General features: G+C 64.1%; 19 protein-coding genes and 1 pseudogene. 3 read left to right on the forward strand and 17 right to left on the reverse strand.

Annotated elements, in window-relative coordinates:
• Positions 1-11: 11 nt before the first annotated feature.
• The 12 genes and pseudogenes from kdpB to ACG873_RS10170 all read right to left on the reverse strand — a co-directional run bounded on the left by kdpB (position 12) and on the right by ACG873_RS10170 (position 12,674).
• On the reverse strand, positions 12-1,430 hold the full coding sequence (gene kdpB / locus ACG873_RS10115; RefSeq protein WP_394891594.1) for a potassium-transporting ATPase subunit KdpB: 1,419 nt from the start codon (positions 1,428-1,430) through the stop codon (positions 12-14).
• Positions 1,431-1,462: 32 nt separating this feature from the next.
• Positions 1,463-2,107 carry a hypothetical protein gene (locus tag ACG873_RS10120; RefSeq protein ID WP_394891595.1) on the reverse strand — a complete coding sequence of 215 codons (645 nt, stop codon included), beginning with the start codon at positions 2,105-2,107 and terminating at the stop codon, positions 1,463-1,465.
• Positions 2,108-2,120: 13 nt separating this feature from the next.
• Positions 2,121-3,824: a potassium-transporting ATPase subunit KdpA gene (kdpA, locus tag ACG873_RS10125; protein ID WP_394891596.1), complete on the reverse strand. Its 1,704-nt coding sequence runs from the start codon at positions 3,822-3,824 to the stop codon at positions 2,121-2,123.
• 9 nt (positions 3,825-3,833) lie between these two features.
• Positions 3,834-3,923 (reverse strand): K(+)-transporting ATPase subunit F, encoded by a 90-nt coding sequence (locus ACG873_RS10130; RefSeq protein WP_353646118.1) that lies wholly within the window; start codon positions 3,921-3,923, stop codon positions 3,834-3,836.
• Between the two features lie 448 nt (positions 3,924-4,371).
• A pseudogene (locus tag ACG873_RS10135) lies at positions 4,372-5,138 on the reverse strand (SDR family NAD(P)-dependent oxidoreductase).
• A 20-nt stretch (positions 5,139-5,158) separates the two neighbouring features.
• Positions 5,159-5,947 carry an SDR family NAD(P)-dependent oxidoreductase gene (locus ACG873_RS10140; RefSeq protein ID WP_394891597.1) on the reverse strand — a complete coding sequence of 263 codons (789 nt, stop codon included), beginning with the start codon at positions 5,945-5,947 and terminating at the stop codon, positions 5,159-5,161.
• 10 nt (positions 5,948-5,957) lie between these two features.
• Positions 5,958-6,800: a purine-nucleoside phosphorylase gene (locus ACG873_RS10145; protein WP_394891598.1), complete on the reverse strand. Its 843-nt coding sequence runs from the start codon at positions 6,798-6,800 to the stop codon at positions 5,958-5,960.
• Between the two features lie 9 nt (positions 6,801-6,809).
• On the reverse strand, positions 6,810-8,123 hold the full coding sequence (locus ACG873_RS10150) for an amidohydrolase family protein (RefSeq protein WP_394891599.1): 1,314 nt from the start codon (positions 8,121-8,123) through the stop codon (positions 6,810-6,812).
• A gap of 8 nt (positions 8,124-8,131) precedes the next feature.
• On the reverse strand, positions 8,132-9,034 hold the full coding sequence (locus tag ACG873_RS10155) for an ABC transporter permease (RefSeq protein WP_394891600.1): 903 nt from the start codon (positions 9,032-9,034) through the stop codon (positions 8,132-8,134).
• Complete coding sequence (locus ACG873_RS10160) at positions 9,027-10,085, reverse strand: ABC transporter permease (RefSeq protein ID WP_394891601.1); 1,059 nt, start codon at positions 10,083-10,085, stop codon at positions 9,027-9,029. Before ACG873_RS10160 ends, ACG873_RS10155 begins: the two co-directional genes overlap by 8 nt.
• On the reverse strand, positions 10,082-11,602 hold the full coding sequence (locus tag ACG873_RS10165; RefSeq protein WP_394891602.1) for an ABC transporter ATP-binding protein: 1,521 nt from the start codon (positions 11,600-11,602) through the stop codon (positions 10,082-10,084). The genes ACG873_RS10160 and ACG873_RS10165 overlap by 4 nt, the downstream gene beginning before the upstream one ends.
• 61 nt (positions 11,603-11,663) lie before the next feature.
• Complete coding sequence (locus ACG873_RS10170; protein WP_394891603.1) at positions 11,664-12,674, reverse strand: BMP family ABC transporter substrate-binding protein; 1,011 nt, start codon at positions 12,672-12,674, stop codon at positions 11,664-11,666.
• A gap of 210 nt (positions 12,675-12,884) precedes the next feature.
• Between ACG873_RS10170 and ACG873_RS10175 the strand changes: the two genes are divergently transcribed.
• Entirely contained in the window at positions 12,885-13,253 is a 369-nt protein-coding gene (locus ACG873_RS10175) for a cupin domain-containing protein (RefSeq protein WP_394891604.1), read from the forward strand.
• A 1,095-nt stretch (positions 13,254-14,348) separates the two neighbouring features.
• On the opposite strand, the gene ACG873_RS10180 is transcribed toward ACG873_RS10175, so the two are convergent.
• From ACG873_RS10180 to ACG873_RS10200, 5 genes are read right to left on the reverse strand one after another with little or no spacing between them, the layout of a single operon-like run.
• Positions 14,349-15,848, reverse strand: coding sequence for an ABC transporter substrate-binding protein (locus ACG873_RS10180; RefSeq protein WP_394893433.1), 1,500 nt, complete (start codon positions 15,846-15,848; stop codon positions 14,349-14,351).
• Positions 15,849-15,897: 49 nt separating this feature from the next.
• Positions 15,898-17,574: a dipeptide ABC transporter ATP-binding protein gene (locus ACG873_RS10185; protein ID WP_394891605.1), complete on the reverse strand. Its 1,677-nt coding sequence runs from the start codon at positions 17,572-17,574 to the stop codon at positions 15,898-15,900.
• A complete protein-coding gene (locus tag ACG873_RS10190) occupies positions 17,571-18,425 on the reverse strand; it encodes an ABC transporter permease (protein ID WP_394891606.1) in 855 nt (284 codons plus the stop codon). Before ACG873_RS10190 ends, ACG873_RS10185 begins: the two co-directional genes overlap by 4 nt.
• The gene (locus tag ACG873_RS10195) at positions 18,422-19,360 is read right to left on the reverse strand and encodes an ABC transporter permease (protein ID WP_394891607.1); all 939 of its coding nucleotides are present in this window, start codon (positions 19,358-19,360) and stop codon (positions 18,422-18,424) included. Before ACG873_RS10195 ends, ACG873_RS10190 begins: the two co-directional genes overlap by 4 nt.
• Before the next feature lie 51 nt (positions 19,361-19,411).
• On the reverse strand, positions 19,412-20,302 hold the full coding sequence (locus ACG873_RS10200; RefSeq protein ID WP_394891608.1) for a proline iminopeptidase-family hydrolase: 891 nt from the start codon (positions 20,300-20,302) through the stop codon (positions 19,412-19,414).
• 116 nt (positions 20,303-20,418) lie between these two features.
• On the opposite strand from ACG873_RS10200, the gene ACG873_RS10205 reads away from it, so the two are divergent.
• Both ACG873_RS10205 and ACG873_RS10210 read left to right on the forward strand, forming a co-directional pair.
• Positions 20,419-21,180: a LuxR family transcriptional regulator gene (locus tag ACG873_RS10205; protein WP_394891609.1), complete on the forward strand. Its 762-nt coding sequence runs from the start codon at positions 20,419-20,421 to the stop codon at positions 21,178-21,180.
• Positions 21,181-21,289: 109 nt separating this feature from the next.
• A complete protein-coding gene (locus ACG873_RS10210; RefSeq protein ID WP_394893434.1) occupies positions 21,290-22,213 on the forward strand; it encodes a proline iminopeptidase-family hydrolase in 924 nt (307 codons plus the stop codon).
• The last annotated feature ends 146 nt before the right edge of the window (positions 22,214-22,359 follow it).

Raw genomic sequence — 22,359 nt, forward strand, 5'->3', positions numbered from 1 at the left:
TCTGATGGTCCTTATACGAGGCCGAGCGCAGTGATTGCTACGTCGATCACCTTGATGCCGACGAAGGGAATGATGACGCCGCCAAGGCCGTAGATGAGAAGGTTGCGGCGAAGCAGCGCTGCCGCGCCCACCGCGCGGTACTTTACGCCTCTGAGAGCGAGCGGGATCAGCGCCACGATAATCAAGGCGTTGAAGATGATCGCCGACAGGATCGCGCTCTCCGGCGTGCCGAGCCGCATGACGTTGAGCGTCTGGAGCTGTGGATAGAAGGCGACGAACATCGCCGGGATGATAGCGAAATACTTGGCGACATCATTGGCGATGGAAAAAGTCGTCAGCGATCCCCGCGTCATGAGAAGCTGCTTTCCGATTTCGACGACCTCGATGAGTTTGGTCGGGTCGCTGTCGAGATCGACCATGTTGCCGGCTTCGCGTGCCGCCATCGTGCCGGTGTTCATCGCCACGCCGACATCGGCCTGGGCGAGCGCCGGCGCGTCGTTCGTGCCGTCGCCGCACATGGCGACGAGCTTGCCTTTCGCCTGCTCGTCACGGATGAGCTGAAGCTTGGCTTCGGGCGTCGCTTGGGCGAGAAAGTCGTCGACGCCGGCTTCGGCTGCGATCGCCGCCGCGGTCATAGGATTGTCACCGGTAATCATAACGGTGCGGATGCCCATTTGCCTGAGAGCGGCGAAACGCTCCCTTATGCCGCCTTTGACGATGTCTTTCAGATGTATGATGCCGAGGAGACGCCCGTCGCGGACAACGGCGAGCGGCGTACCGCCGGCCTTGCCGATCTCGTCCGCAATGGCGCGGATTTCACGGACGCTGTCGCTGGACGCCCGCGTGCCGACAGCTGTCGAGCCACTGACGGCGAGCGCTACATTCGGATTGGTCCCGACATGGGCGAGAATGGCGTCGACCGCGCCCTTGCGGATCGAACTGCCCTCGACGTCGACACCGCTCATGCGCGTCTGCGCCGTGAAGGGCACGAAACTGGCATGGAGCTGCTGCATGTCGCGGCCGCGAATGCCGTATTTCTCCTTGGCGAGCACGACGACCGAGCGGCCTTCCGGAGTCTCGTCGGCGAGCGAAGCCAACTGCGCCGCATCGGCGAGTTCGCGCGCGTCGACGCCGCGCACCGGCAGAAACTCCGTCGCCTGGCGGTTGCCCAGCGTGATGGTGCCGGTCTTGTCGAGAAGCAGCGTATCCACGTCGCCAGCCGCCTCGACCGCCCGGCCGGACATTGCCAGCACGTTGAAGCGAACAAGCCGGTCCATGCCCGCGATGCCGATCGCCGACAGCAGCGCGCCGATGGTGGTCGGAATGAGGGTGACGAAAAGCGCGACCAGGGCGATCACGGGGATCGACCCGCCTGCATAGATGGCAAAACTCGGGATCGAGGCGACCGCCAGCACGAAGATGATGGTCATGCCGGCGAGAAGGATATTGAGCGCGATCTCGTTCAGGTCTTCTGGCGCGAGGCGCCTTCGACCAGGCTGATCATGCGGTCGAGGAAAGTCGAGCCCGACGCCGCCGTGATCCGCACCTTGATCTGGTCGGAGAGGACCTGGGTGCCGCCTGTCACCGCCGAGCGGTCGCCGCCGGATTCGCGGATGACCGGAGCCGATTCGCCCGTTATCGCTGCTTCGTTGACCGAAGCGACGCCCTCGACGACTTCGCCATCGGAGGGGATGATATCGCCCGCCTCGACGAGGACCAGGTCGCCGACCTTGAGGCTGGTTGCCGGCACGAGTTCGTAGGTCGTAAGTCCGTCGGAAGAAAGCAGCTTGGCGTCCGTTTCGGTACGCGAGCGGCGCAGCGTGTCCGCCTGCGCCTTGCCGCGCCCTTCCGCGACAGCTTCGGCGAAATTGGCGAACAGAAGCGTGAACCAGAGCCAAAGGATGATCTGGAACGAGAAGGCGAGGTTTTCGCCTCCTGTCGCGAGGTCGCGGATGAAGAGCAGCGTGGTCAGCGCCGCCACGACCTCGACCACGAACATCACCGGGTTGCGCAACTGCACTCGCGGATCGAGCTTCACGAAGGCGGAGGCGATCGCCGGCCTGATGATGCTGCCGCTGAAAAGGCTGATTGTATCGGATTTGGCCATGATGCCGTTCCTGTCAAAATGTCTGGCCGGCCATCATCGCTAGATGCTCGACGATGGGACCGACTGCGAGTGCCGGAAAAAAGGTGAGGCCGCCGACGATCAGGACGATGCCGACGAGCAGGCCGATGAAGAGGCCACCATGGGTCGGAAACGTGCCCGCCGATGCCGGAACCCGCTTCTTTGCCGCGAGCGAGCCGGCGATCGCCATCACGGGAACGATGACGAGGAAGCGGCCGGCCAGCATGGCGAGACCAATAGTCAGATTGTACCAAAGCGTGTTGGCGGACAGTCCGGCGAAGGCGCTGCCGTTGTTGGCGGCCCCGGAGGTGTAGGCGTAGAGGATTTCCGAGTGCCCGTGCGGTCCCGCATTGGCGAGCGACGCAACACCGGTCGGCAGGACTACAGCCATGGCCGTGAAGCCGAGGATCGCCAGCGGCAGCGACAGGATGGCCAGCATGGTCATCTTGACCTCCTTCGCCTCGATCTTCTTGCCGAGATATTCCGGCGTGCGTCCGACCATCAGGCCGGAGATGAAGATCGCCAGGATGACGAACAGCAGCATTCCGTAGAGGCCGGCGCCGACGCCGCCGACTATCACCTCGCCAAGCTGCATGTTGATCAGCGGTATCATGCCGCCGAGCGGCATGAAGCTGTCATGCATGGCGATGACCGCGCCGCAGGAGGCCGCCGTGGTGATGACCGCGAAGAGGGCAGACAACGCGATCCCGAAGCGCACCTCCTTGCCTTCCATGTTGCCGCCCTCGATTCCCAGCGCCGCGAAGGCGGGATTACCGGCGGCTTCCGCCCAGTAGGTGACGGCCACGCCGGCGATGAACAGCACGCCCATGGCGGCAAGGATCGCCCAGCCCTGCCGTTCGTCGCCGACCATGCGGCCGAACACGTTGGTGAGCGCTGCGCCTATGGCGAAGATCGAAACCATCTGAAGGAGGTTGGTGATTGCATCCGGGTTCTCGAACGGATGCGCGGAGTTGGCATTGAAGAAGCCGCCGCCATTTGTCCCGAGCATCTTGATCGCCAGCTGCGACGCCACCGGGCCGACGGCGATAGATTGCTCCGCACCTTCGAGCGTCGTAGCGTTGACATAGGAAGACAGCGTCTGCGGCACGCCCTGGAACACCAGGACCAGCGCATAGATGACGCAGATCGGCAGCAGGATGTAGAGGGTGCCGCGGGTCAGATCGGCCCAGAAATTGCCGACGGTGCGGGCCATAGCACGCGAAAAACCGCGGATCAGCGCCATGGCGATAGCGATGCCGGTGGCCGCCGAGACAAAATTCTGCACGGTGAGGCCGGCCATCTGCACGAGGTAACTCATCGTGCTCTCGCCGCCATAACCCTGCCAATTGGTGTTTGTGATGAAGCTGACGGCGGTGTTGAAGGAAGAATCCGGCGTCACAGCGCCGAAACCCATCGGGTTGAACGGCAGCACGCCCTGGAGGCGCTGCAAGCCGAACAGCAGCACGAAGCCCGCCGCATTGAAGAGCAGCATCGCGACCGCATAGGTCAGCCAGTGCTGCTCCTGACGCCCATCAATACCTGAGAGCGCATAAAGACCGCGTTCGATGGGGTGCAGCACGGGCGAGAGCAAAGTCCGTTCGCCGTTGAAGACGCGCGTCATGTAGCCACCGAGCGGCTTCACGAGCGCGACGACGATCGCGCAAAAAATAGCGATCTGTATCCAGCCATTGATTGTCATGGGAAGCCCTCAGAACCGTTCCGGGCGGACAAGCGCATAGATGAGGTAACCAAGGAGCAGCACCGTCACGAGGCCCCCCAGCGCGTAGTCGAAAATCATCGTCGTTCTCCTCAAAGCCTGTCGCAGGCCAAGCCGTAGATGATGGAAAGAGCGAAAAAGCCGAGGCCGATCGCCAGCGTGATCACGTCGAGCATTGAACCGTTCTCCGGGAAAGGCGCGCGTCGCGGCCTTGGGTTCCGCAGGCGCGGAGCCCCATGCGTCAGGGGACGGAAATTGCGCAAAGCCGCATATATTTTCGAGAGTGCTCGCCGCCGCCGCGCATAGTATTTTCATATACGGGCAGACGATGGGCGCCCGCGTCACGTACCTGGATGACGTGCCGAAACATCGCTCCATGCCCAGGTGAGCGCTTATCGGACGTACGGCGGCCGTCCTAAATGGAACCAGAAGGGAAGGGGACTTCACAGTAGCGGGACAAGGCCGCGTCAGCGACAGTCAAGAAATAGCGCGAACTGCCAGTGACAAGTCGCACCGGAACGAAGCAGCCTCAGTAGGGCGTGTCGCCGCCATCGACATTGATCGATTGCCCGCGAATGATCTGTGCTGCATCGGACAGAAGGAAGGCTACGACGCGGCCGACCTCGACCGGCTGGATGTGCCGGCCAAGCTGCTGCGGCACCATGGTCTTCAGCAGTTCGCCGGAATCTTGTCCGAGGCGCGGCCCAAGGAAATCGGCGACGTTCTTCAGCATCTCGGTTGCAACGCCGCCAGGGCAGACGGCGTTGACGTTGATGCCCTTGTCCACCCATTCCATCGACAGTGAGCGCGTGAGGCTGATCACCGCCGCCTTCGACGCGTTGTAGCCCGCCATGTTGCGGTAGCCGACCTTGCCGGCGTTCGACGCGATGTTGACGATCGCACCTTGCCTGAGAAGTGCCGCGCGGCGGCTTGCGAGGCGAGCAGCACACCCTTGACGTTGATGGCGAGCTCGAGGTCGAGCCCTGCCGGGCTCGTCTCGTCGGCGGGGCCGAGCCGCACGATGCCGGCATTGTTGACCAGGCCATCGAGCCGTCCCATGCGTTTGACCATTTCGGCAAACGCCGTTTCGAGACCGGCCGGATCGGTTACGTCCGCGGCGAAGCCCGCGATGCGGTCGCCAGCATTCAGTGCAGCCGCGGCCTGGGTTGCTTTGCCCTGGTCAAGATCGATCAGGCCGACGCGTCCGCCGGCATCGAGCACAGCCTCTGCAATACCGCGCGCAATGCCGCCCGCACCGCCGGTGACCGCGATCACCCTGTTCTTAAGCGCTTTCATCCACGAAAACTCCGTTTTTCTCACCAAGTCGGGCGTGCGTTGACGCCGCCGTCGACAATCAGATCCGCGCCGGTGATCCAGCGCGCCGCATCGGATGCCAGGAAAAGCGCGGCATCCGCGATATCGTCGGGACGGCCGAGCCTCTGCAGTGCCGCCGCACCTTTCCAGCGATCGACGCCTTCCGGCCAGCCCTCTTCGATCCCGTCGCGGTGGATCAGCCCCGGGCAGATCGAGTTGACCCGAATGCCGTACGCGCCGAATTCCAGCGCCGCGGCCTTGGTGAACATCAGCAGAGCAGCCTTGGAAGTGGCGTAGTGACCATGGCCGGGGGCCGGATTGTGGCCCTCTATCGAGGCGATGTTGACGACCGAACCGGGCTTGCCGGCCTTCCTTGCATGCTCGACAAAGGCGCGGACGAGCAGGAACGGACCAGCGACATTCGCCGCCATCATGGCATTCCAGTCGCCTTCCGACATGTCGGCGAGCATCTGTACCGGCTGTTGGCCGGCATTGTTGATCAGGATGTCGACGCCGCCGAATTGCGAAATCGCCTGCGTGATCAGATCGGTCGCGCCCTTTCCCGACGCGATATCGGCTTGGCAGGCAAAAGCCTTGCCGCCGGCCGAGCGGATCGCCTCGGCTACCGTTTCCGCGGCCTGCCGGTTGCTGTTGTAGTGGCAGACGACATTGGCGCCGGCCTCACCGAACCGCCGCGCAATGCCGGCGCCGATGCCGCCGCTCGCACCGGTAACAATGGCAGTCTTGCCGGAAAGATCGAGAAGCGACGTGACAGGTGGTGCTGCAGTCATTTCAATGTCCTCAGTGCGCATTCGCCGGCAGGGTTGGCAGCAATTCCTTCAGGATGGCCGAGATCTTCTCGCCGCAGATCGCGGCAAAGGCGAACACCGACTCGATCGTGTCAGGCTGCTGGTCAGGCCCGCCGGTAGCCGCATTCGCCACCGCCGAGAGCCCGAGCACCTTCATCCCGGCGTGGTTCGCCGCGATCACCTCCATCACGGTCGACATGCCGACGGCATCGCCACCTGCCGACCGGAAGAACCTTCGCTCGGCCGACGTCTCCAGTTCCGGCCCGTTGACGCCGCAATAGACGCCCCGGCGAATGGCGGTCTTGGCCCGCGCTGTCGCGTCAATCGCAAGCTGCCGAAGGTCGGGATCATAAAGACGCGACTGGTCGGGGAAGCGCAGTCCGATCGCGTCGTCGTTGGCGCCGATCAAAGGGCTCGAACCAGTGAAGTTCAGGTGGTCTTCGATCAGCATGACATCGCCGGCATCGAAATCGGGATTGAGTCCTCCCGATGCGTTTGTAACAACCAATACACCCGCACCAAGCCGCTGCAGCAAATAGACTGCGAGCCCGATGTCGCGCGGCGTCCAGCCTTCGTAAAGGTGCAGACGGCCCTGCATCATCACGACGCGGCGCGAGAACAGCGTGCCGATAACCAGTTGGCCCTTGTGTCCTGGCGCGGTCGAGACTGGAAAGCCGTCGATCTCACCATATGGGATCACAATCGCGTCGGTGACGGCTTCGGCGAGCTGGCCGAGCCCGGAGCCAAGCATGATGGCCGTGTCGCATGGCGGGCCGGCGCGGTCGCGGATCGAAGCATGGGCGCGTTCGAGGCGCGCGAGCTGGCTTTCGGGCATGGGCTTTCCTTATGCGATGCTGGCGGCGATTTTCGGAGCGAGGTGTTCGACGGCGGCAATCGTCTGGCCAATGTCGTGGCGGGTGAGCACGCCGTCACGCACCACCTGCTCGCCGCCGACGAAGACATGGCGCACATCGGACTTGGCCGTCGAATAGACGAGATGGGTGATCGGGTCGAAGACCGGCACGGCGTGCGGACGTTTCAGGTCGATCAGGATCATGTCGGCGAATTTTCCAGGTTCCAGACTGCCGATGCGATCGGCGGCGCCAAGCGCTTTCGCGCCCGCCGTCGTCAGCATGGCGAGCGCTTGGCTGGTGGTCACGACTTCCGGCCGTCCGCTGACGCCCTTGTGCAGCGTCGCCGCAAGCCGCAGCGCCATCCACATGTCGAGGTCGTTGCCGCTGATTGCGCCGTCAGTGCCCAGCGCGACGTTGATGCCGGCGTCGAGCATGTCGGGAATGCGCGCGACGCCCGAGGCAAGCTTCAGGTTCGACATCGGATTGTGGGCGACGGACGCACCCGTGCGGGCGAGGATTTCGATCTCACCGTCGTCGAGGTGGACGCAATGGGCAAGCACGGTGCGCTCGTCGAGCAGGCCGAGAAAATCGAGGTGACGAATGATCGAACGGCCGTAGCGGCCGGTCACGTCCGCCTGCTCGGCCCTGGTTTCGGCGGCATGGGTGGAGAACAACGCGCCGTGGCGCTCGGCGATGGCTTTCGCTGTCCGAAGGTTCTCCGGCGCGACGGTGTAGGCGCCATGCGGCAGGATCGACGGGAAGACGTCGTCGGAAGCGCCGAACTCGTCGAAGAAATCTTCCGCAGCAGCGATTCGACCGGCGAGATCGTGGCCGGTGACGCCCGGCGGATCGAAGAAGATGCCTCCGGTGGCGACACGAATGCCGACCGTGCGGGCGGCCCGAACCGTCTCCGTCGGGTACCAGAACATGTCCATGACGGTCGTTACGCCCGACAGCAGCAGCTCGGCAAAGCCCAGTACGCTGCCCAGCCGCGACGTGTCCGGGTTGAGGATAGCGCCCTCCGCCTTCCACACGGTCTGCAGCCACGGCTCTAGCGCCAGGTCCTCGACCAGCCCACGGAACAGACTGTCGGCGGCGTGGCAATGCGTATTGATGATGCCCGGCATCAGAATGTGACCCGAGCCATCCACCACGCGCTTTGCGTTTGCGGAGAGTGGCGCTAGCTCGGCGGAGGACGCGGCAGATGCGATGCGGCCATTCTCCACCGCTACGCCGCCGTCGGTGATTACCGTGCCGCCGGCATCGCAGGTCACGACAATCGCATTGCTGATGACGAGATCCATCTCTTCCCTCAAGCCGTTTGCCTGCGCCGCCACCACGAGAGGCCGACCAGCACGGCGAGCGTGGCAAGATAGGGCATCATGTCGGTGAACTGCTGAGGCAGTCCAAAGCCCTGGACGCGGAAGGACAGGCTGTCGACCACGCCGAAGATTACGGCAATGAGGAACAGCGGGAGCGGCCTTCCACGCGATAGAAGCACGGCGACGACGGCGATCCAGCCGCGCCCGGCGCTCATATTCTCCACGAACAGATTGACGTTGGCGATCGAGAGCTGCGCCCCGGCAAGGCCGCAGAACGCGCCGCAGCCGACCAGCGCCCAGAGCTGCACGCGGCTTGGGCTGACGCCGCCGGCCTGAAGGGCTGCCGGATTCTCGCCCGCTGCGCGCATGCGCAGACCGAGCCGGTGGCGCGCGAAAAAGATATGCAGCACCGGCACGGCAAGCACGGCGACATAAAACAGAATTGATTGGCCGCTGAGCAGCCGCCCGACGAAGGGGACCGAAGCAACAATCGGGATATGAATCGGCTCGAAGCCGGCGATGGCCGGATCGTTGAAGGCGCCGGTGACGTGGAAGATCGCGCGCAGCAGGAACGCCGTCAGGCCCGCCGTGAGGATGTTGACCGCGATCGACACGACGATCGGGTCGCCGCCGCGCCGGATGTTGAATTCGGCAAACACCAGGCCCATCGCGATGCCGGCGAGCATCGCGGCCAGCGCGCCAAGATATGGTGAGCCGGAGAAATAGGCGCCGAGGACGGCGGCGAAAGCGCCGGCCAGCATGAAGCCCTCCAGCGCAATGTTGAAGACGCCGGCGCGTTCGCACAGCGCTCCGCCGAGGGCCGCGAGCAGGATCGGCGTGACGAAGCGCGGCACCGAGGCGGCAAAGGAACTGTCGAACAGGAGCTCAAGCATCGCCGTCTCCGCCGGCTTTGCGGCCCGATGAGGCGAGCAGCGCACCCGAGACGCGGCTTGCGACAAAGAGGATGATGACCGCCTGCATGACCAGCGCGATTTCTTTCGGCACGCCCGCCGTCCGCTCCATGCCGGCGGCACCCGTCTGGATCGCTGCGAAGAAGAAGCCCGACAGCGGCACCAGCCAGGGGATCATGCCGACCAGGAGTACAGCGATGATGCCCGTCCAGGCGTAGAGCGGCTGCACGAGCATGCCGTCGATATAGCGGTGGTGGATGCCGAACACTGCGATTGCGCCGACGAGGCCGGCAATCGCACCGCTCATCGCCAGCGTCTGCAATGCGAGCTTGTTGACCGGCAGGCCGACGGCACGGGCAAAGTCGGCCGAAAGCCCGTTCAGCCGGGCGTGATAGCCGTGCACCGTCGCGTGGCTGTAGACGATTGCAAAAATGCTCGCCACGGCAATGAAGAGGATGCCGATGTCGAGGCGCGTGCCGGGGAAATAGGGCAGCCACGTCGCCTGCGGTACGAGATGCGACTGCACCATGCCGGAACCGACGTCGCGAAACGGGTGGGCCACGAGATAGGAGCCGATATAGCGGATCGGATAGTTGAGGAGCAGCGAACCGACGAGCAGCGGCACGCCGAGATAGAGCTGCAGGACGCCCGCCAGCAGCGCCCATAAAGCGCCGGCGGCCATAGCCGCAGCGATTGCCACGATCAGCACGACAAGCGGTGGTCCGGGCAAGAGGATCGCGACAAGCGCCGCGACAAGGCCGCCCGCGACCAGTTGCCCTTCGCCGCCGATGTTGAACAGGCCGGCGCGGAAGGAGAGCATCACCGAGATCGCCATACCGACGATCAGCGCGGTGCGACTGAGCGTGGTCAGAAGGTAGGAGAAGCGGCGGCCGCCGAAGGCGCCGTCGACGAAGCCGGAGAGCGCTTCGCCGAACGGTGCGCCGGTCAGCGCCATCAACGCGACCAGCGCTACGGCGATCGAGGCAGCGACACCCAGCCAGGACATGAATTCGCCGCGCAGGAGGGCCTTCATGCGACCACTTTCAGCGCGTCCACCGCGCGCGAGGTCATCATTCCGCCGATGCGCTCGCGGCTGGCCTCGCCGCGCTGGACTTCGCCGGCCACCTTGCCCTCGTACATGACCAGGACGCGGTCCGACAGCGCCAGTATCTCGTCGAGTTCGGTGGAGACGAGCAGCACGGCATGTCCGTCGTCGCGCATGCGCATCAGCTCGCCGTGGATGAAATCGATCGCGCCGATATCGACGCCCCAGGTCGGGTTCTCGGCGATAATCAAAGGCGTCGTGCGGGCAAGCTCGCGGCCGACGACGAGTTTCTGCTTGTTGCCGCCGGACATGGTGGACGCCCGCGCCGAAGGCCCGCCCACCCGGATACGGTAGCGTTCGATCAGCGAGCGGGCAAAGCGCGCCATGGCCGGTCGGTTGAGGAAAGGCCCGCGCGAAAAGGCGGCGCGGTCGTCGCGTCCGGCATTGGCGTTTTCGGCGACGGTTGCACCCAGCGCCAGGCCGACGCGCTGGCGGTCTTCGGGAATGTAGCTCATGCCGATCCGCCGCCGCCGCTCGACGTCGAGCGCCTCGATACGAATGCCGCAAAGCGTAATTGCGCCTGAGATCGAAGGCTTCAAACCCGTCAGCGCCTGCACCAGTTCGGCCTGGCCGTTGCCGCTGACCCCGGCGATGCCCACGATTTCGCCGGCGCGCACCGAAAGTGCGATCGGGCCGACAGCCATGCCGCGCCCGGCCGCGACGAGCTTGTCGACTGAAAGCACGATGTCGCCGGGCACACGCGGCCGGCGTTGCCGTGCGGCCGGCAGTTCACCGCCGATAATACCGCGCGCTATCTCTTCCTTCGAGGTCTCGGCGAGCCGGCCCGAGGCGATGAGCCGCCCGCCGCGCATAACGCTGACCCGGTCGGCGATCTCCATGACTTCGTCCAGCTTGTGCGTGATAAGGACGATCGCCTTGCCGGCGGCGCGAAAGCTTTTCAGGATGGCGAACAGCCGGTCCTTCTCCTGAGGCGTGAGCACCGAGGTCGGCTCGTCGAGGATCAGCACCTCGGCTTCGCGGTAGAGCACCTTCAGGATTTCGATCACCTGCCGCTCGCCGACCGAGAGGTCGCCGACCACGCGGTCGAGGCCGATTACGATGCCGTGACCTTCAGCGCTTTCCTTGAGCCGGCGGTGCGCGGCGGCGAAATCGACGAAACCGAAGCGGCCGACCGGCTCGGAGCAGAGCACGATGTTTTCGAGCACGGTCATCTCTTCCTGCAGCATGAAATGCTGGTGCACCATGCCGAGGCCGGCTGCGATCGCGCCTTGCGGCGAGGTCCAGCGCCGGACAGTGCCGTCGATGATGATCGTTCCCGCCGCAGGCTCGACCAGTCCGAACAGCGCGTTCATCAGCGTCGACTTGCCGGCGCCGTTTTCGCCGACGATGGCGTGGATCTCGCCCGGCGCAATGGCCAGCGAGACGTCGTCTACGGCGGTCAGCGCACCGAAGCGCACCGTGATGCCGGAAAGGGCGACATGCATCAGGAAATCTTCCGGAATCAGAAGCGGAGCCCGCCGCTCGCGCGGCGGGCGTGCGATGCCGTCACTTGGCGAACATCGGGTCTTCAAGTTTCAGCGAGCCGTCCTCGATACTTTTCGCGACGCTGCGCATCTTCTCGACCACTTCGGGGTGCTTGGCGATCTCGCACTGGCTCGCGGCGAGAGCTGCATCGTCCAGCGCCATGGCGTCCATGCCGCCTTCCTTGAGGCCCAACGACGCCAGTGTCTTCTTCTCGCCCTTCTCTATCGCGCCGATGGCTTCCACCATCGCGGTGTCGACCCGCTTCAGCGTCATGTCGACGATGTGGCCAGGCAATTCAGGGCAATGGTTCACGTCGACTGAGAAGACTTTGAAATTATTCTCCTTGGCTGCTTCGAACACGCCGTAGTCGCCACCGGAGGTCGCGGTGAAGATCAGGTCCGAGCCCGCCGCATGCATGGCGACCGCCTGCTCCTTGGCACGCACCGGATCGGCGAACGGGTTCTCGCCGCCCACCCAGCGGATGTCGACACTAACGTCCGGGGCGACGGATTTCACGCCCTGCGCATAGCCGTCGGTATAGCGGTGCAGGAAGGGGATATCGAGCGCGCCGACGACGCCGACCTTCTTCTTTTCCGTCAGCATTCCTGCGGCGACGCCCATCAGATAGCTCGCCTCGTATTCGCGGAAGACGGCGCAGTGCACATTGTCAGGGCGTTCGTCGAAGCACTGGTCGACGATCAGGAATTGTATGTCCGGCGCGGTCGGCGCGACTTCCTTGACGATATCGTTGAACTCGAAGCCGAGCAGCACGACGACGTTTGCGCCTTCATTGATGGCGGCATTGACGTTATCCAGCCGTTCTGCCGCAGTCTTGCTTTCATAGGTCTTCACGTCGGCGCCGTATTTCTGGCCCGCCGCCTCTATGCCGGTCTTGCCCATCTGCAAGAAAGCGTTGACGCCGATGGCGTCGGGCGAAACGTAGACGAACAGCTTGTCCGCCGCCTGAGCGTTCGTCGCAAGCGCTGCAGCGCCTAGTGCGCCGGCAGCGAGACATCTCTTCAGAAAACCCATCGTCATTCTCCCTCTCGTGGCTGACATGCGGCGCACCGGCACAATACCCGTCATTCCGACGCGGCGCGATCTGGTTGAGATGGCAAACCGGCATCGAGGCGGGCCGTCTCCTGCGGGGCTTCGAAGCGAGAGCCTTTGACAGATATCAAAGCGCTTCCTAACACTTGTCAACGTGGTTTCGCATTTGTCGAGATGGCCAGGCAGGTAGGAATGATGGCGCAGTTTTTCATACCAAAGAGCGATCGGGCGGAATTCTGGACGGAGGAGCGCTGCTACATCACCGAACTGCACAATTGCGACCAGTCGCCGGAAGCGTCGCTGGCGCTCGCCCGCGTCGAGCCGGGCGTGACTACCCAGTTGCACCGGCTCGATGGCGTCTCCGAGCGCTATATCCTACGCAAGGGCGAAGGCACGCTGGAGGTCGACGGAATCCGCCAGAACCTCAAGGCCGGCGACCAGGCGGTGATCCCGGCCGGCGCCAGCCAGCGCATCGAAAACATCGGCGACGTCGACCTCGAATTCTACTGCCTGTGCGTCCCGCGCTTCCATCCGGCGAGTTACGTCAATCTTGAGGGCTGAACCGGCCGGGCGGCTCCTGTGGCGCAGAATTTTTGCTCGGAAAGGCGCGGTGGCGGTCGATTGGGATGGGAGAAAGACCTCTCCGGCGGAAGGCGCGGCATGGGCGCCGGCCAAGGTTCGCCCTGACAGGCTTTCATCGGCCGCCGCCGGATGGACAAGATGAGCCGACCATCGCGCAGTTTGCGGGCCTATAAGACCCGGATGTCGATGTCGATTGGCAGCCCATCAGGGCGCACATCGCTGTCCCGAGGATAAGTGTCACCGTCTTTCGGCGAATTCGAACCATTCCGAACCTCCCAAGATTCGCACGGATTTGCCGATAGTCGCAGGAAACCCTTGGAAATCAACGGGAGCAAGTCGGAAGGATGTAGCCCGGAATGTGGCCCGCCATCACCGGAAATGAAAAAGGACCTAGCGCATATTTGCTAAGTCCTTGGAAATGTTGGCTCCCCGGGCTGAACGAAACCGCGAACTATGTGCTGCCGATTCCCCTCGAAACTACGCCACAGCCCACTGTCAGGATCCGGAAGCGTGATCGCGAGCGTGCCGAGTGCATCCGATTAGCCGGTGGTCCGAAGCCGACATTGAGGGAACGCGCCGTCCGGCTCGCTCTTGAGAAGGGCGAAGTCAGGACAAAAGACCTGACGGACATCGGCGTTCCTCGTTGCTACCTCGCCCGCATATGCGAGGAAGGGTTGCTCGTGAAGGTGGGTTACGGCCGCTATCGTGCGGCCGTTCCCAAAGTGGCTTGATGGCACGATACGAACGGCTCTTGAGGGACACAAGATGATGACGAGAGCCGGAGTAGGTTAGGTCCGCTGGCGCAAAAAGGCGGGGCTTGCTCTGGAACCGGCAAGTAGCGCCAGAGAAGGCTGACGCCCGGGATCGACGTATCGAATGTCTTCCAGTGAGGCCGCATCGAGACCGTCCGCAATCAGCGCGGACCTATCAGAAAGGGGAAGTAGCGACACCAGCCGATCGCTCACCTCATCCCGACAAACAACGCGCGGTGACCAGGACGGGCGAGACGCCAATTGTGTTGTCAGGGTTGGGCGGAACGCCGCCGAGCGGCGTCCCGCGGCTTCGCTCGCAAGCCTACTTCTTGACGACGTCTTCCAGGAAGAACCGGCCCAGCGGGTTCTGGTAGAAATTCTCGATGTTCTTGCGCGAGACGTTGATGAACGGACTGTAGTAGAGGTCGATCCAGTTGACGTTATCCTTGGCCATCTTCTGCAGGTCGGTATACATTTGCTCGCGCTTGGCCGGATCCATCTCGATGCGCGCCGCCGCGACCAGCTCCTTGACCTTCTCGTTATTGTAGCGGGTCATGTAGTTCATGTTGGCGTCGTGGCCGAGCACGAAGGTGGTCTTCTGGTCGGGGTCGAGGATGTCATTCGTCCAGTAGTTGACGCCGACGTCATAGTCGCCGGCCACCAGCATGTCCCACTCCTGGCTGGGGTCGACCTTCTGGATATTGACGGTGACGCCGGCCTTGGCGAGCTGCTCCTGCAGAAGAACGGCGGTCTGCTCAACGATCTCGTCGCCTGCGCGCACCACGTAGTTGAGCGTCAGGTCGGAGGCGCCGGCGTCGGCCAACATCTGCTTGGCCTTCTCGGGGTCGTAAGGGCGCTTCAGGTTATCGGCATAGTAGTAGAGCGCGCCCTTTGGCACGTAGGAATTGGCCACCTCGCCGTAGCCGAAGGTCACCGTGTCGACCACGGCCTGCTCGTCGATGGCCATGTCGAGGGCCTGCCGCACTTCCTTCTTTGCCAGCGCGCCCTTCTCATGGTTGATCAGCAAGTGATCCTCGCGGGTGGACGGGTCGAGATGGACAGTAAGGTTCGGGTCCTTCTGCAGTTCGGCGACACGCGAGAACGGCACGAAGATCGCGGTGTCGAGCTGGCCGGCCTGCACGTTCAGCATGCGGGTGTTGTCGTCCGGCACGGAGATCCACTCGATGCCGTCGAGGCTCACTCGATCGGCCTCCCAGAAATGCGGGTTCTTCGCGAGGATGACGCGGTCGCCGCGCCGCCATTCCGTGATTGCGAAGGCGCCGGAGCCGATGGGGGTCTCGGCGTACTTCTCCGGCCCGAGCGTCTCAAAACCCTTCTTGGACAACACCGAGGCGATCGGGAAGGCGAGCGTTGCCAGGAACGGTGCGGTTGGCTGCTTCAGCTTGATCGTAACGGTCTTCGGATCGGTCGCCTCGACCGTATCCATCACCTTGAAGGGATCAGCCCAGAGCGAGCCCTCGTCGTCGCGGATGCGGGTCAGGCTGAACACCACGTCCTCGGCCGTGAGGTCGGAGCCGTCCGAGAACTTCGCTTCGCGCAGCTTCAGCGTACAAGTCAGGCCGTCCGGGCTGACCTCCCAGCTCTCCGCTAGGCCGGGTTCCAGCTTGGTGCCTGTCTTGTCGACGCGGATCAGCACGTCATAGACGTTGGCGAACACCCACAGATCGATGTTCTGGGCGGTCTTGATCGGATCGAAGGTAGTCGAGTCCTCGCGGCGACCGATGGTTAGCACGCCGGCGGCCTCGGCGATTGTCACTCCGATGGAAAGGCTGGTCATCACCGTGACCAGGCCGATCCGCATCCACTTGTTCTTCAACATCTGCATTCCCCTTCTGGTTGGCTTCTGGTGGTCAATTCGCGACCGCATGGACATGCACGGTCGCCATCTTCGGCGGAGCAAGCAACGGCTTGTCCGGGTCGATATGCGGAACGGCGGCGATGAGGGCGGCTGTGTAGGCATGCTTCGGCCGGGCGAACACCTCATCCGTCCGACCTTCCTCGACGATCGCGCCGTGATGCATCACCACGACGCGCTGGCAGAGATTGCGTACGATGGCGAGGTCATGGGCGATGAACATCAGCGTGAGCGACATGCGCTCCGCGAGGTCGCGGAACAACTCGACGATCTGCGCCTGGATCGTCACGTCGAGCGCGGCCACGCATTCGTCGGCGATGATCAGTTTGGGATCTACGGCAAGAGCGCGCGCGATGCCGGCGCGCTGGCATTGGCCGCCGCTCAACGACCGCGGCTTGCGATCTAGAAATTCGCGCTCCAGCCCGACCAGGTCAAGCAACTGGCCGCAGCGCGCCGGGATCTGCGCGCACTCGATCTTTCCCTGCACCCGCAGGACCTCGGCCAGCATCTGGCCGATCGTCAGCCGCGGGTTTAGGGCATTGAACGGGTCTTGGAAAACCATCGCGGTTTCGCGTCGCAGGGTCGCCAGCGCTGCTCGGCCGGATGTTATGTCGCTACCGTCGAAGCGTATGGCGCCGGACGAAACCGGCGTCAGGCCGAGGACGGCGCGCGCCAATGTGCTTTTGCCGCTGCCGGATTCGCCGACGATGCCGACCGTCTCGCCGGGCATCACGCGCAGAGTCACGCCGTCGACGGCGTTCACTGCACTCCGCCGAAACAGTCCGCCGCTGGCGAAGCGCACATGCAGCTTCTCGATGTCGACCACCGGCACCGCTCCCGGCGCCTGCCGCTTCTCAGCCTTCGGCGGCGCGTCCTCCTCCTGCAACGAGGGGTGGCTGGCAATCAGGGACCGGGTATAGGCGTGGCCCGGCGCGGCAAGCAGGCTGCGCTTTTCTCCAACCTCCACCACGCGCCCGAGCCGCATCACCGCGATGCGGTCGCAGACCTGGGCGACGATGCCGAGATCGTGGGTGATCAGGATCACCGAGAGCCCGCGCTTTGCGCGGATGTCCATCAACAGCCGGAGGATCTGCGCCTGAATCGTGACGTCCAGGGCCGTCGTGGGCTCGTCTGCGATCAGGATCTTCGGATTGCTGGAGAGCGCGGCAGCGATCATGGCACGCTGGCGCATGCCGCCGGAGAACTCGTGCGGGTAGCCGTCGTATTGCCGGGCCGGGTCGGGGAAGCCGACCTGCGCCAGTACTTCGGTTGCGGCTGCACGCGCTTCGCGCGCGTCGAGCCCCTGGTGGAAGCGGATACCTTCCGCGATCTGGTCGCCGATCTTCATCACCGGGTCGAGATGGCTGGTCGGGTTCTGGAAGATCATGCCGATTTCGCCGCCGCGCACCTCGAGCATCTCGGATTCCGGTGCGTCGGTGAGCTCGTGTCCGGCAAGCTTGACCGAGCCGCCGCTGATCCTCAGCCGGCTCGACGGCAGCAGCCTGACCAGCGAGCGGCAGAGCAGGCTCTTGCCCGAGCCGCTCTCGCCGACCAGTCCGAGCATCTCGCCCTGGCCAAGCTCGAGCGAGACCGCATCGAGCAGGGTGCGCATGCCGCTGTCGCCGTCGTGAACGACGGTCAGGTCGGTGACCTTGAGCAGCGGCGCGCTCATTTTTGTACCCCGAAGAGGTCGACCAGCCCGTCGCCGATCATGCTGAAGGCAAAGGCGAGCGTCACGATCGACAGGCCGGGGAACAGCGTGATCCACCAGGCGGTGGTGACGAAGGGCTGGCCTTCCGCGACCATGACGCCCCACTCGGCGATGGGGGGCTGAACGCCGAGCCCGAGATAGCTGATCGCCGCGCCGTTCAGCAGCACGAGCACGGCGTCGGACATGGCGAAGACGACGGAGCCGGCGACTGCATTGGGCAGCAGATGCCGGAACATGATGCGCGTCCGGCTGAAGCCCAGGCTGACGGCTGCCACCGCGTAGTCGTGGTTCTTTAGCACCAGCATCTGGGCGCGGATCAACCGCGCGTAGGACACCCAGCCGACCAGGGCCATGGCGATGTAGAAGCTGCCGAGGCCCGGCCCGAGGATTGCGATAATCGACAGCATCAACACCAGGAAGGGGAAAGCCAGGATGATGTCGACCAGCCGCATGAAGATGGCGTCGACGATTCCGCCGAAGAAGCCAGCCACCGTGCCCAGCGTGGTTCCGATGATGAAGGGGAAGAGCACGCCGATGACGGCGATCTGCAGGTCGAGGCGCGTGGCCCAGATGACGCGCGAGAGGATATCGCGGCCGAAATTGTCGGTGCCGAACGGATGCAGCCAGGACGGCCCCTGCAGCCGCGCCGCTGCGTCCTGGGCGATTGGATCGGAAGGAGCGATCAGCGGCGCGCCAAGGGCCAGGATGACGAACGCGCCGAGGAGGAACATGCCGGTGGCCAGGGTGCCGCGGCGGCGGAAGCGGCCACGTCTGCCGGCGAGGGGAGCTGCGGCGACTGAGGGTTCGCTCACAGTTTCACCCTCGGGTCGAGCGCCACCGTGACGATGTCGGCCAGGAAGTTGATCAGCACCGTGGCGCAGGCGAACACCATCGCCACGCCCTGCACGACCATGTAGTCGCGCGAGAAGATCGCCCGCACCAGGAGCTGTCCCATGCCGGGCAGCGCGAACACCGTCTCCACGACCACCGTGCCGCCAATCAGCCAGCCTATGTTGACGGCCAGCAGGTTGACAGTCGGTACCAGCGAATTGGGCAGCACATGTCGCCAGAACACGATGCTCTCGGGCATGCCGCGTGCGCGCGCCGCTGTGGCGATGTCCGACCACAGCGCCTCCACCATGGCAGCGCGCAGGCTGCGCGCCAACACCGTCGACAGCGACAGCGAGATCGTGAGGCTGGGCAGGAAGAGATGCGTCAGCTTGTCCGCGACCGTATTGCCGTAGCCCGACACCGGGAAGATATCGAGCTTCACGCTGAACAGGATGATGAGCATCAGCCCCAGCCAGAAGGGCGGGAAGCCGATGCCGAAGGTGGAGATGATGCGGATTGCCTGGTCGGCGAACCTGCCCTGGTTGCGGGCCGCGACCGCAGCGACCGGCACTGCGATCAGCACCGACAGAACGACACTGCACAGGACAAGCATCAGCGTGGGCTCGATGCGTGTGAGGATGAGTTTCAGGACGTCGATCTTGTAGAGGATCGAACGCCCCATCTCGCCGTCCGCGAGGTTGCGCAGGAAATAGAGGTACTGGACCAGCATCGGCTCATCGAGACCGTACTGCTCGCGGATGCGGGCGATCGCCTCGGGCGTCGCGCGGGTGCCGAGCAGCACGCGCGCGGGGTCGCCGGGGATCAGCCGGACCAGGACGAAGGTGATGATGCTGATGCCGAACAGCACCGGCAGGAACTGCAACGGGCGGTAGAGTACGAACTTATAGCGGTGCATGGCCGTGAGGGGTTTCCCCGCCAGCTGTCTGCCACCTGGATTGTGCCTGCATCATCCTGCCCTGTTGCGCGCGAGGAAGCCGGTCAAGATCGGATAATACACGGCCGGGTTCTCGTAGAAAGGCATGTGGCTCGCGTTCGGGATTATGTGCAGCTCGGCCTGCGGCAGGGCAAGCTTCATGCGCAGGCCGCAGACTGGCGTCAGCTCGTCGTGCTCACCATGGGTGATCAGCACTGGGACTTTGATCCTGGGCAGATCGGAGACGCGATTCCAGTCCTTGAGATTGCCTATGTATAGGAACTCGTTCGGGCCCTGCATCGTCTCGTACGGGCCCATGTTCCAGTCGTCGAGCGAGCGGCGGACGGGCACCGGCCAGTCAGGCAGCCGGCAGACGTGTCGGTAGTTGAGGATCGTCACCGCCGCCATGTACTCGGGGTGGCTGTAGGTGCCCTGCGCCTCGTGCTTCTGCATCATCGACACCGTCTCGGGCCCGAGCGAGGCGCGCAGCCGCTCCAGCTCCGAGACCAGATGCGGCATGTCGGCGACGGTATCCTCGAGGATCAGCGTCCTCAGGTTTTCCTGGTAGGTCAGCGCATAGTCGATCGCAAGCCAGCCGCCCCAGGAATGGCCGAGCATGTGCACCTTGCCGAGCCCCAGCGCCTTGCGCACGGTCTCCGTCTCCTCGACATAGCGGCCGATTGCCCACAGCGAGGCGTCAGTGGGCCGGTCTGATGCGCCCGTGCCGAGCTGGTCGAACGCCACGACACGGTAGCCCTGGTCGACCAGGCAGGAATGCGACTCGCGCAGATAGTCGCACGGCAGGCCGGGGCCGCCGTTCAGACAGAACACGGTCTCGCTGCCGGCGCCGAAGCTGTAGGCGACGACCTTGAAGCCGTCGACATCGACCTCGATGCGGTCGTCGGCCGCGATCTCACGCCACATAACATTTCCTGCATGCACAGCTTTTAGGCATGCCCATATTGTTAGCATAACGTCGTGCGTGCGTTAGCTATAAGAAGTGATAGGTTGTCTTCGGGAGGACGCTGCGGACAGGTGTGATGCTCGACGAAGTCACTGCAATCAGGCGTCGGTTCGACGGGCGCGCCTCGCTCGAAGAGTGTATCGACGAGGCGTTCGGGGCGGCCAGCCGCCTCGGCTACGATGCCCTGATCTATGACTACACGCCGGTTCCCTACGATCTCGACGGCACGATCATGATCCCGTCGATGCTGAAGCTGCGCAACATCGCCGATGACATGCACGACTACTGGTGCGACCGCGGCTATTTTCGCATCGACCCGGTTCAAATCGTCGCGGCACGAAGCTCAACGCCGTTCGCGTGGAGCTATGACAAGGGGATGGATACCGAGATCGGCGCGCTTCTTAACGAGACCACCGAGCCGGTGGCTCGCTATCTGCGCGAGCGCGATCTCGCCAGTGGCGTGACTATCCCCATCCATATGCCGCGCGGCGGCTATGCCACCGTCACCGGCATCCGGCCGGGTTCGAGCGGCGGGGATGACCACGATGCCGCGATCATTGCGCGCTTCAGCCTCCTCGCGCATGTCTTCCACGACGCCGCCTACGCCCACTACGACCGCTCGGCACTCAGCCCGCGCCTGCCGGCCCTGACTGAGCGCGAGCGCGAATGCCTGAGCTATTCCGCGCGGGGCCTGTCGGCCAAGGAGATCTCGCGGATCATCGAGCGGTCGGTGCCGACGGTCGTCATGCACCTGGCGGCCGCCGCGCGGAAGCTGGGCGCCAGGAACCGTACTCAGGCCGTCGTGCGCGCCGCGCATTTCCGTCTGCTCGACGACTAACGTAGTAGCGGAGTGCGCGTCCGCGCGTCGACGTCCAAGGTCCGCGGCGCCCTGCCAGCAGCCACCTATCACTTCTCATAGCTGCCGCGTATCGCGAGCTATCCTTATGATGTCAGCAGCAGCGAGGAGAGGGCTCTTGACCCAGACGACCGAAGGCCACGTCGCGTTTCGCGACTACCGCACCTGGTACCGCATCACCGGCAGCCTGGGGTCTCCGAAGTTACCCCTAGTAGTCGCGCATGGCGGGCCAGGCTGCACGCACGACTACGTCGATGCTTTCAAGGATATCGCCGCGCTCGATGGCCGGGCCGTGATCCACTATGATCAACTCGGCAATGGCAATTCCACCCGGCTGTCGGACAAGGGCCCGGACTTCTGGACCGTCGACCTGTTCCTCGATGAACTAGACACACTGTTGCGGGCGTTGGGGATCGAGAAGCGATATGCCTTCTTGGGCCAGTCCTGGGGCGGAATGCTCGGCGCCGAGCACGCCGTGCGCAGGCCGCACGGCCTCAAGGCGCTGGTGATCGCCAACTCGCCGGCCAACATGCACACGTGGGTGACGGAAGCCAACCGGCTGCGCCGCGAACTGCCCAAGGACGTGCAGGATACGCTGACACGGCACGAGGCCGCCGGCACGATCACCGATCCTCAATATGTAACAGCCTCGCGCGTCTTCTACGACCGACACGTCTGCCGCGTCGTGCCTTGGCCACCGGAAGTGGCCCGCACCTTCGCCATCATGGACGAGGATAACACGGTCTACCGCAACATGAATGGCCCGACCGAATTCCACGTTATCGGCACGATGAAGGACTGGACCATCGAGGACCGGCTGTCCGACATCGCTGTGCCGGCGCTGCTGATCTCCGGCCGCCACGACGAGGCCACGCCCGAGGTGGTGCATCCCTATGTGGAGCGCGTTCCGGGTATTCGATGGGTACTTTTCGAGCATTCGAGCCACATGCCACATGTCGAGGAGCGGGAGCTCTGCATGCGCACTGTCTCCGACTTCCTCAGGACGCAGGACTGAGGAGGAACTGGCAAGCATCGGGACGTGGGATGCACCTTTCGCACTTCCCCGAGGTCGCGGCGACGAATTCCATGGACGCAGTCCGGCGCCGGATTCGCGTGGCTTGCCTCCGACAGGACGACAGGCGATGGATGAGGGACGGGAAA

The organism is Allomesorhizobium aridi, from assembly GCF_043769475.1.
Classification (GTDB): Bacteria; Pseudomonadota; Alphaproteobacteria; order Rhizobiales; family Rhizobiaceae; genus Allomesorhizobium.

Bases quoted from the DNA above. Each gene is read 5' to 3' on its own strand.
- ACG873_RS10165 (WP_394891602.1), bottom strand. From the start codon at position 11,602: ATGCATGTCGCCCTTTCCGGCATCACGGTGCGCTTCGGTGCGCTGACC.
- ACG873_RS10195 (WP_394891607.1), bottom strand. From the start codon at position 19,360: ATGCACCGCTATAAGTTCGTACTCTACCGCCCGTTGCAGTTCCTGCCG.
- ACG873_RS10185 (WP_394891605.1), bottom strand. From the start codon at position 17,574: ATGAGCGCGCCGCTGCTCAAGGTCACCGACCTGACCGTCGTTCACGAC.
- kdpA (WP_394891596.1), bottom strand. From the start codon at position 3,824: ATGACAATCAATGGCTGGATACAGATCGCTATTTTTTGCGCGATCGTC.
- ACG873_RS10150 (WP_394891599.1), bottom strand. From the start codon at position 8,123: ATGGATCTCGTCATCAGCAATGCGATTGTCGTGACCTGCGATGCCGGC.
- ACG873_RS10200 (WP_394891608.1), bottom strand. From the start codon at position 20,302: ATGTGGCGTGAGATCGCGGCCGACGACCGCATCGAGGTCGATGTCGAC.
- ACG873_RS10160 (WP_394891601.1), bottom strand. From the start codon at position 10,085: ATGAAGGCCCTCCTGCGCGGCGAATTCATGTCCTGGCTGGGTGTCGCT.
- ACG873_RS10210 (WP_394893434.1), top strand. From the start codon at position 21,290: ATGTCAGCAGCAGCGAGGAGAGGGCTCTTGACCCAGACGACCGAAGGC.
- ACG873_RS10130 (WP_353646118.1), bottom strand. From the start codon at position 3,923: ATGATTTTCGACTACGCGCTGGGGGGCCTCGTGACGGTGCTGCTCCTT.
- ACG873_RS10140 (WP_394891597.1), bottom strand. From the start codon at position 5,947: ATGACTGCAGCACCACCTGTCACGTCGCTTCTCGATCTTTCCGGCAAG.
- kdpB (WP_394891594.1), bottom strand. From the start codon at position 1,430: ATGACCATCATCTTCGTGCTGGCGGTCGCCTCGATCCCGAGTTTTGCC.
- ACG873_RS10170 (WP_394891603.1), bottom strand. From the start codon at position 12,674: ATGGGTTTTCTGAAGAGATGTCTCGCTGCCGGCGCACTAGGCGCTGCA.
- ACG873_RS10175 (WP_394891604.1), top strand. From the start codon at position 12,885: ATGATGGCGCAGTTTTTCATACCAAAGAGCGATCGGGCGGAATTCTGG.
- ACG873_RS10120 (WP_394891595.1), bottom strand. From the start codon at position 2,107: ATGGCCAAATCCGATACAATCAGCCTTTTCAGCGGCAGCATCATCAGG.
- ACG873_RS10180 (WP_394893433.1), bottom strand. From the start codon at position 15,848: ATGCGGATCGGCCTGGTCACGGTGATGACCAGCCTTTCCATCGGAGTG.
- ACG873_RS10145 (WP_394891598.1), bottom strand. From the start codon at position 6,800: ATGCCCGAAAGCCAGCTCGCGCGCCTCGAACGCGCCCATGCTTCGATC.
- ACG873_RS10205 (WP_394891609.1), top strand. From the start codon at position 20,419: ATGCTCGACGAAGTCACTGCAATCAGGCGTCGGTTCGACGGGCGCGCC.
- ACG873_RS10155 (WP_394891600.1), bottom strand. From the start codon at position 9,034: ATGCTTGAGCTCCTGTTCGACAGTTCCTTTGCCGCCTCGGTGCCGCGC.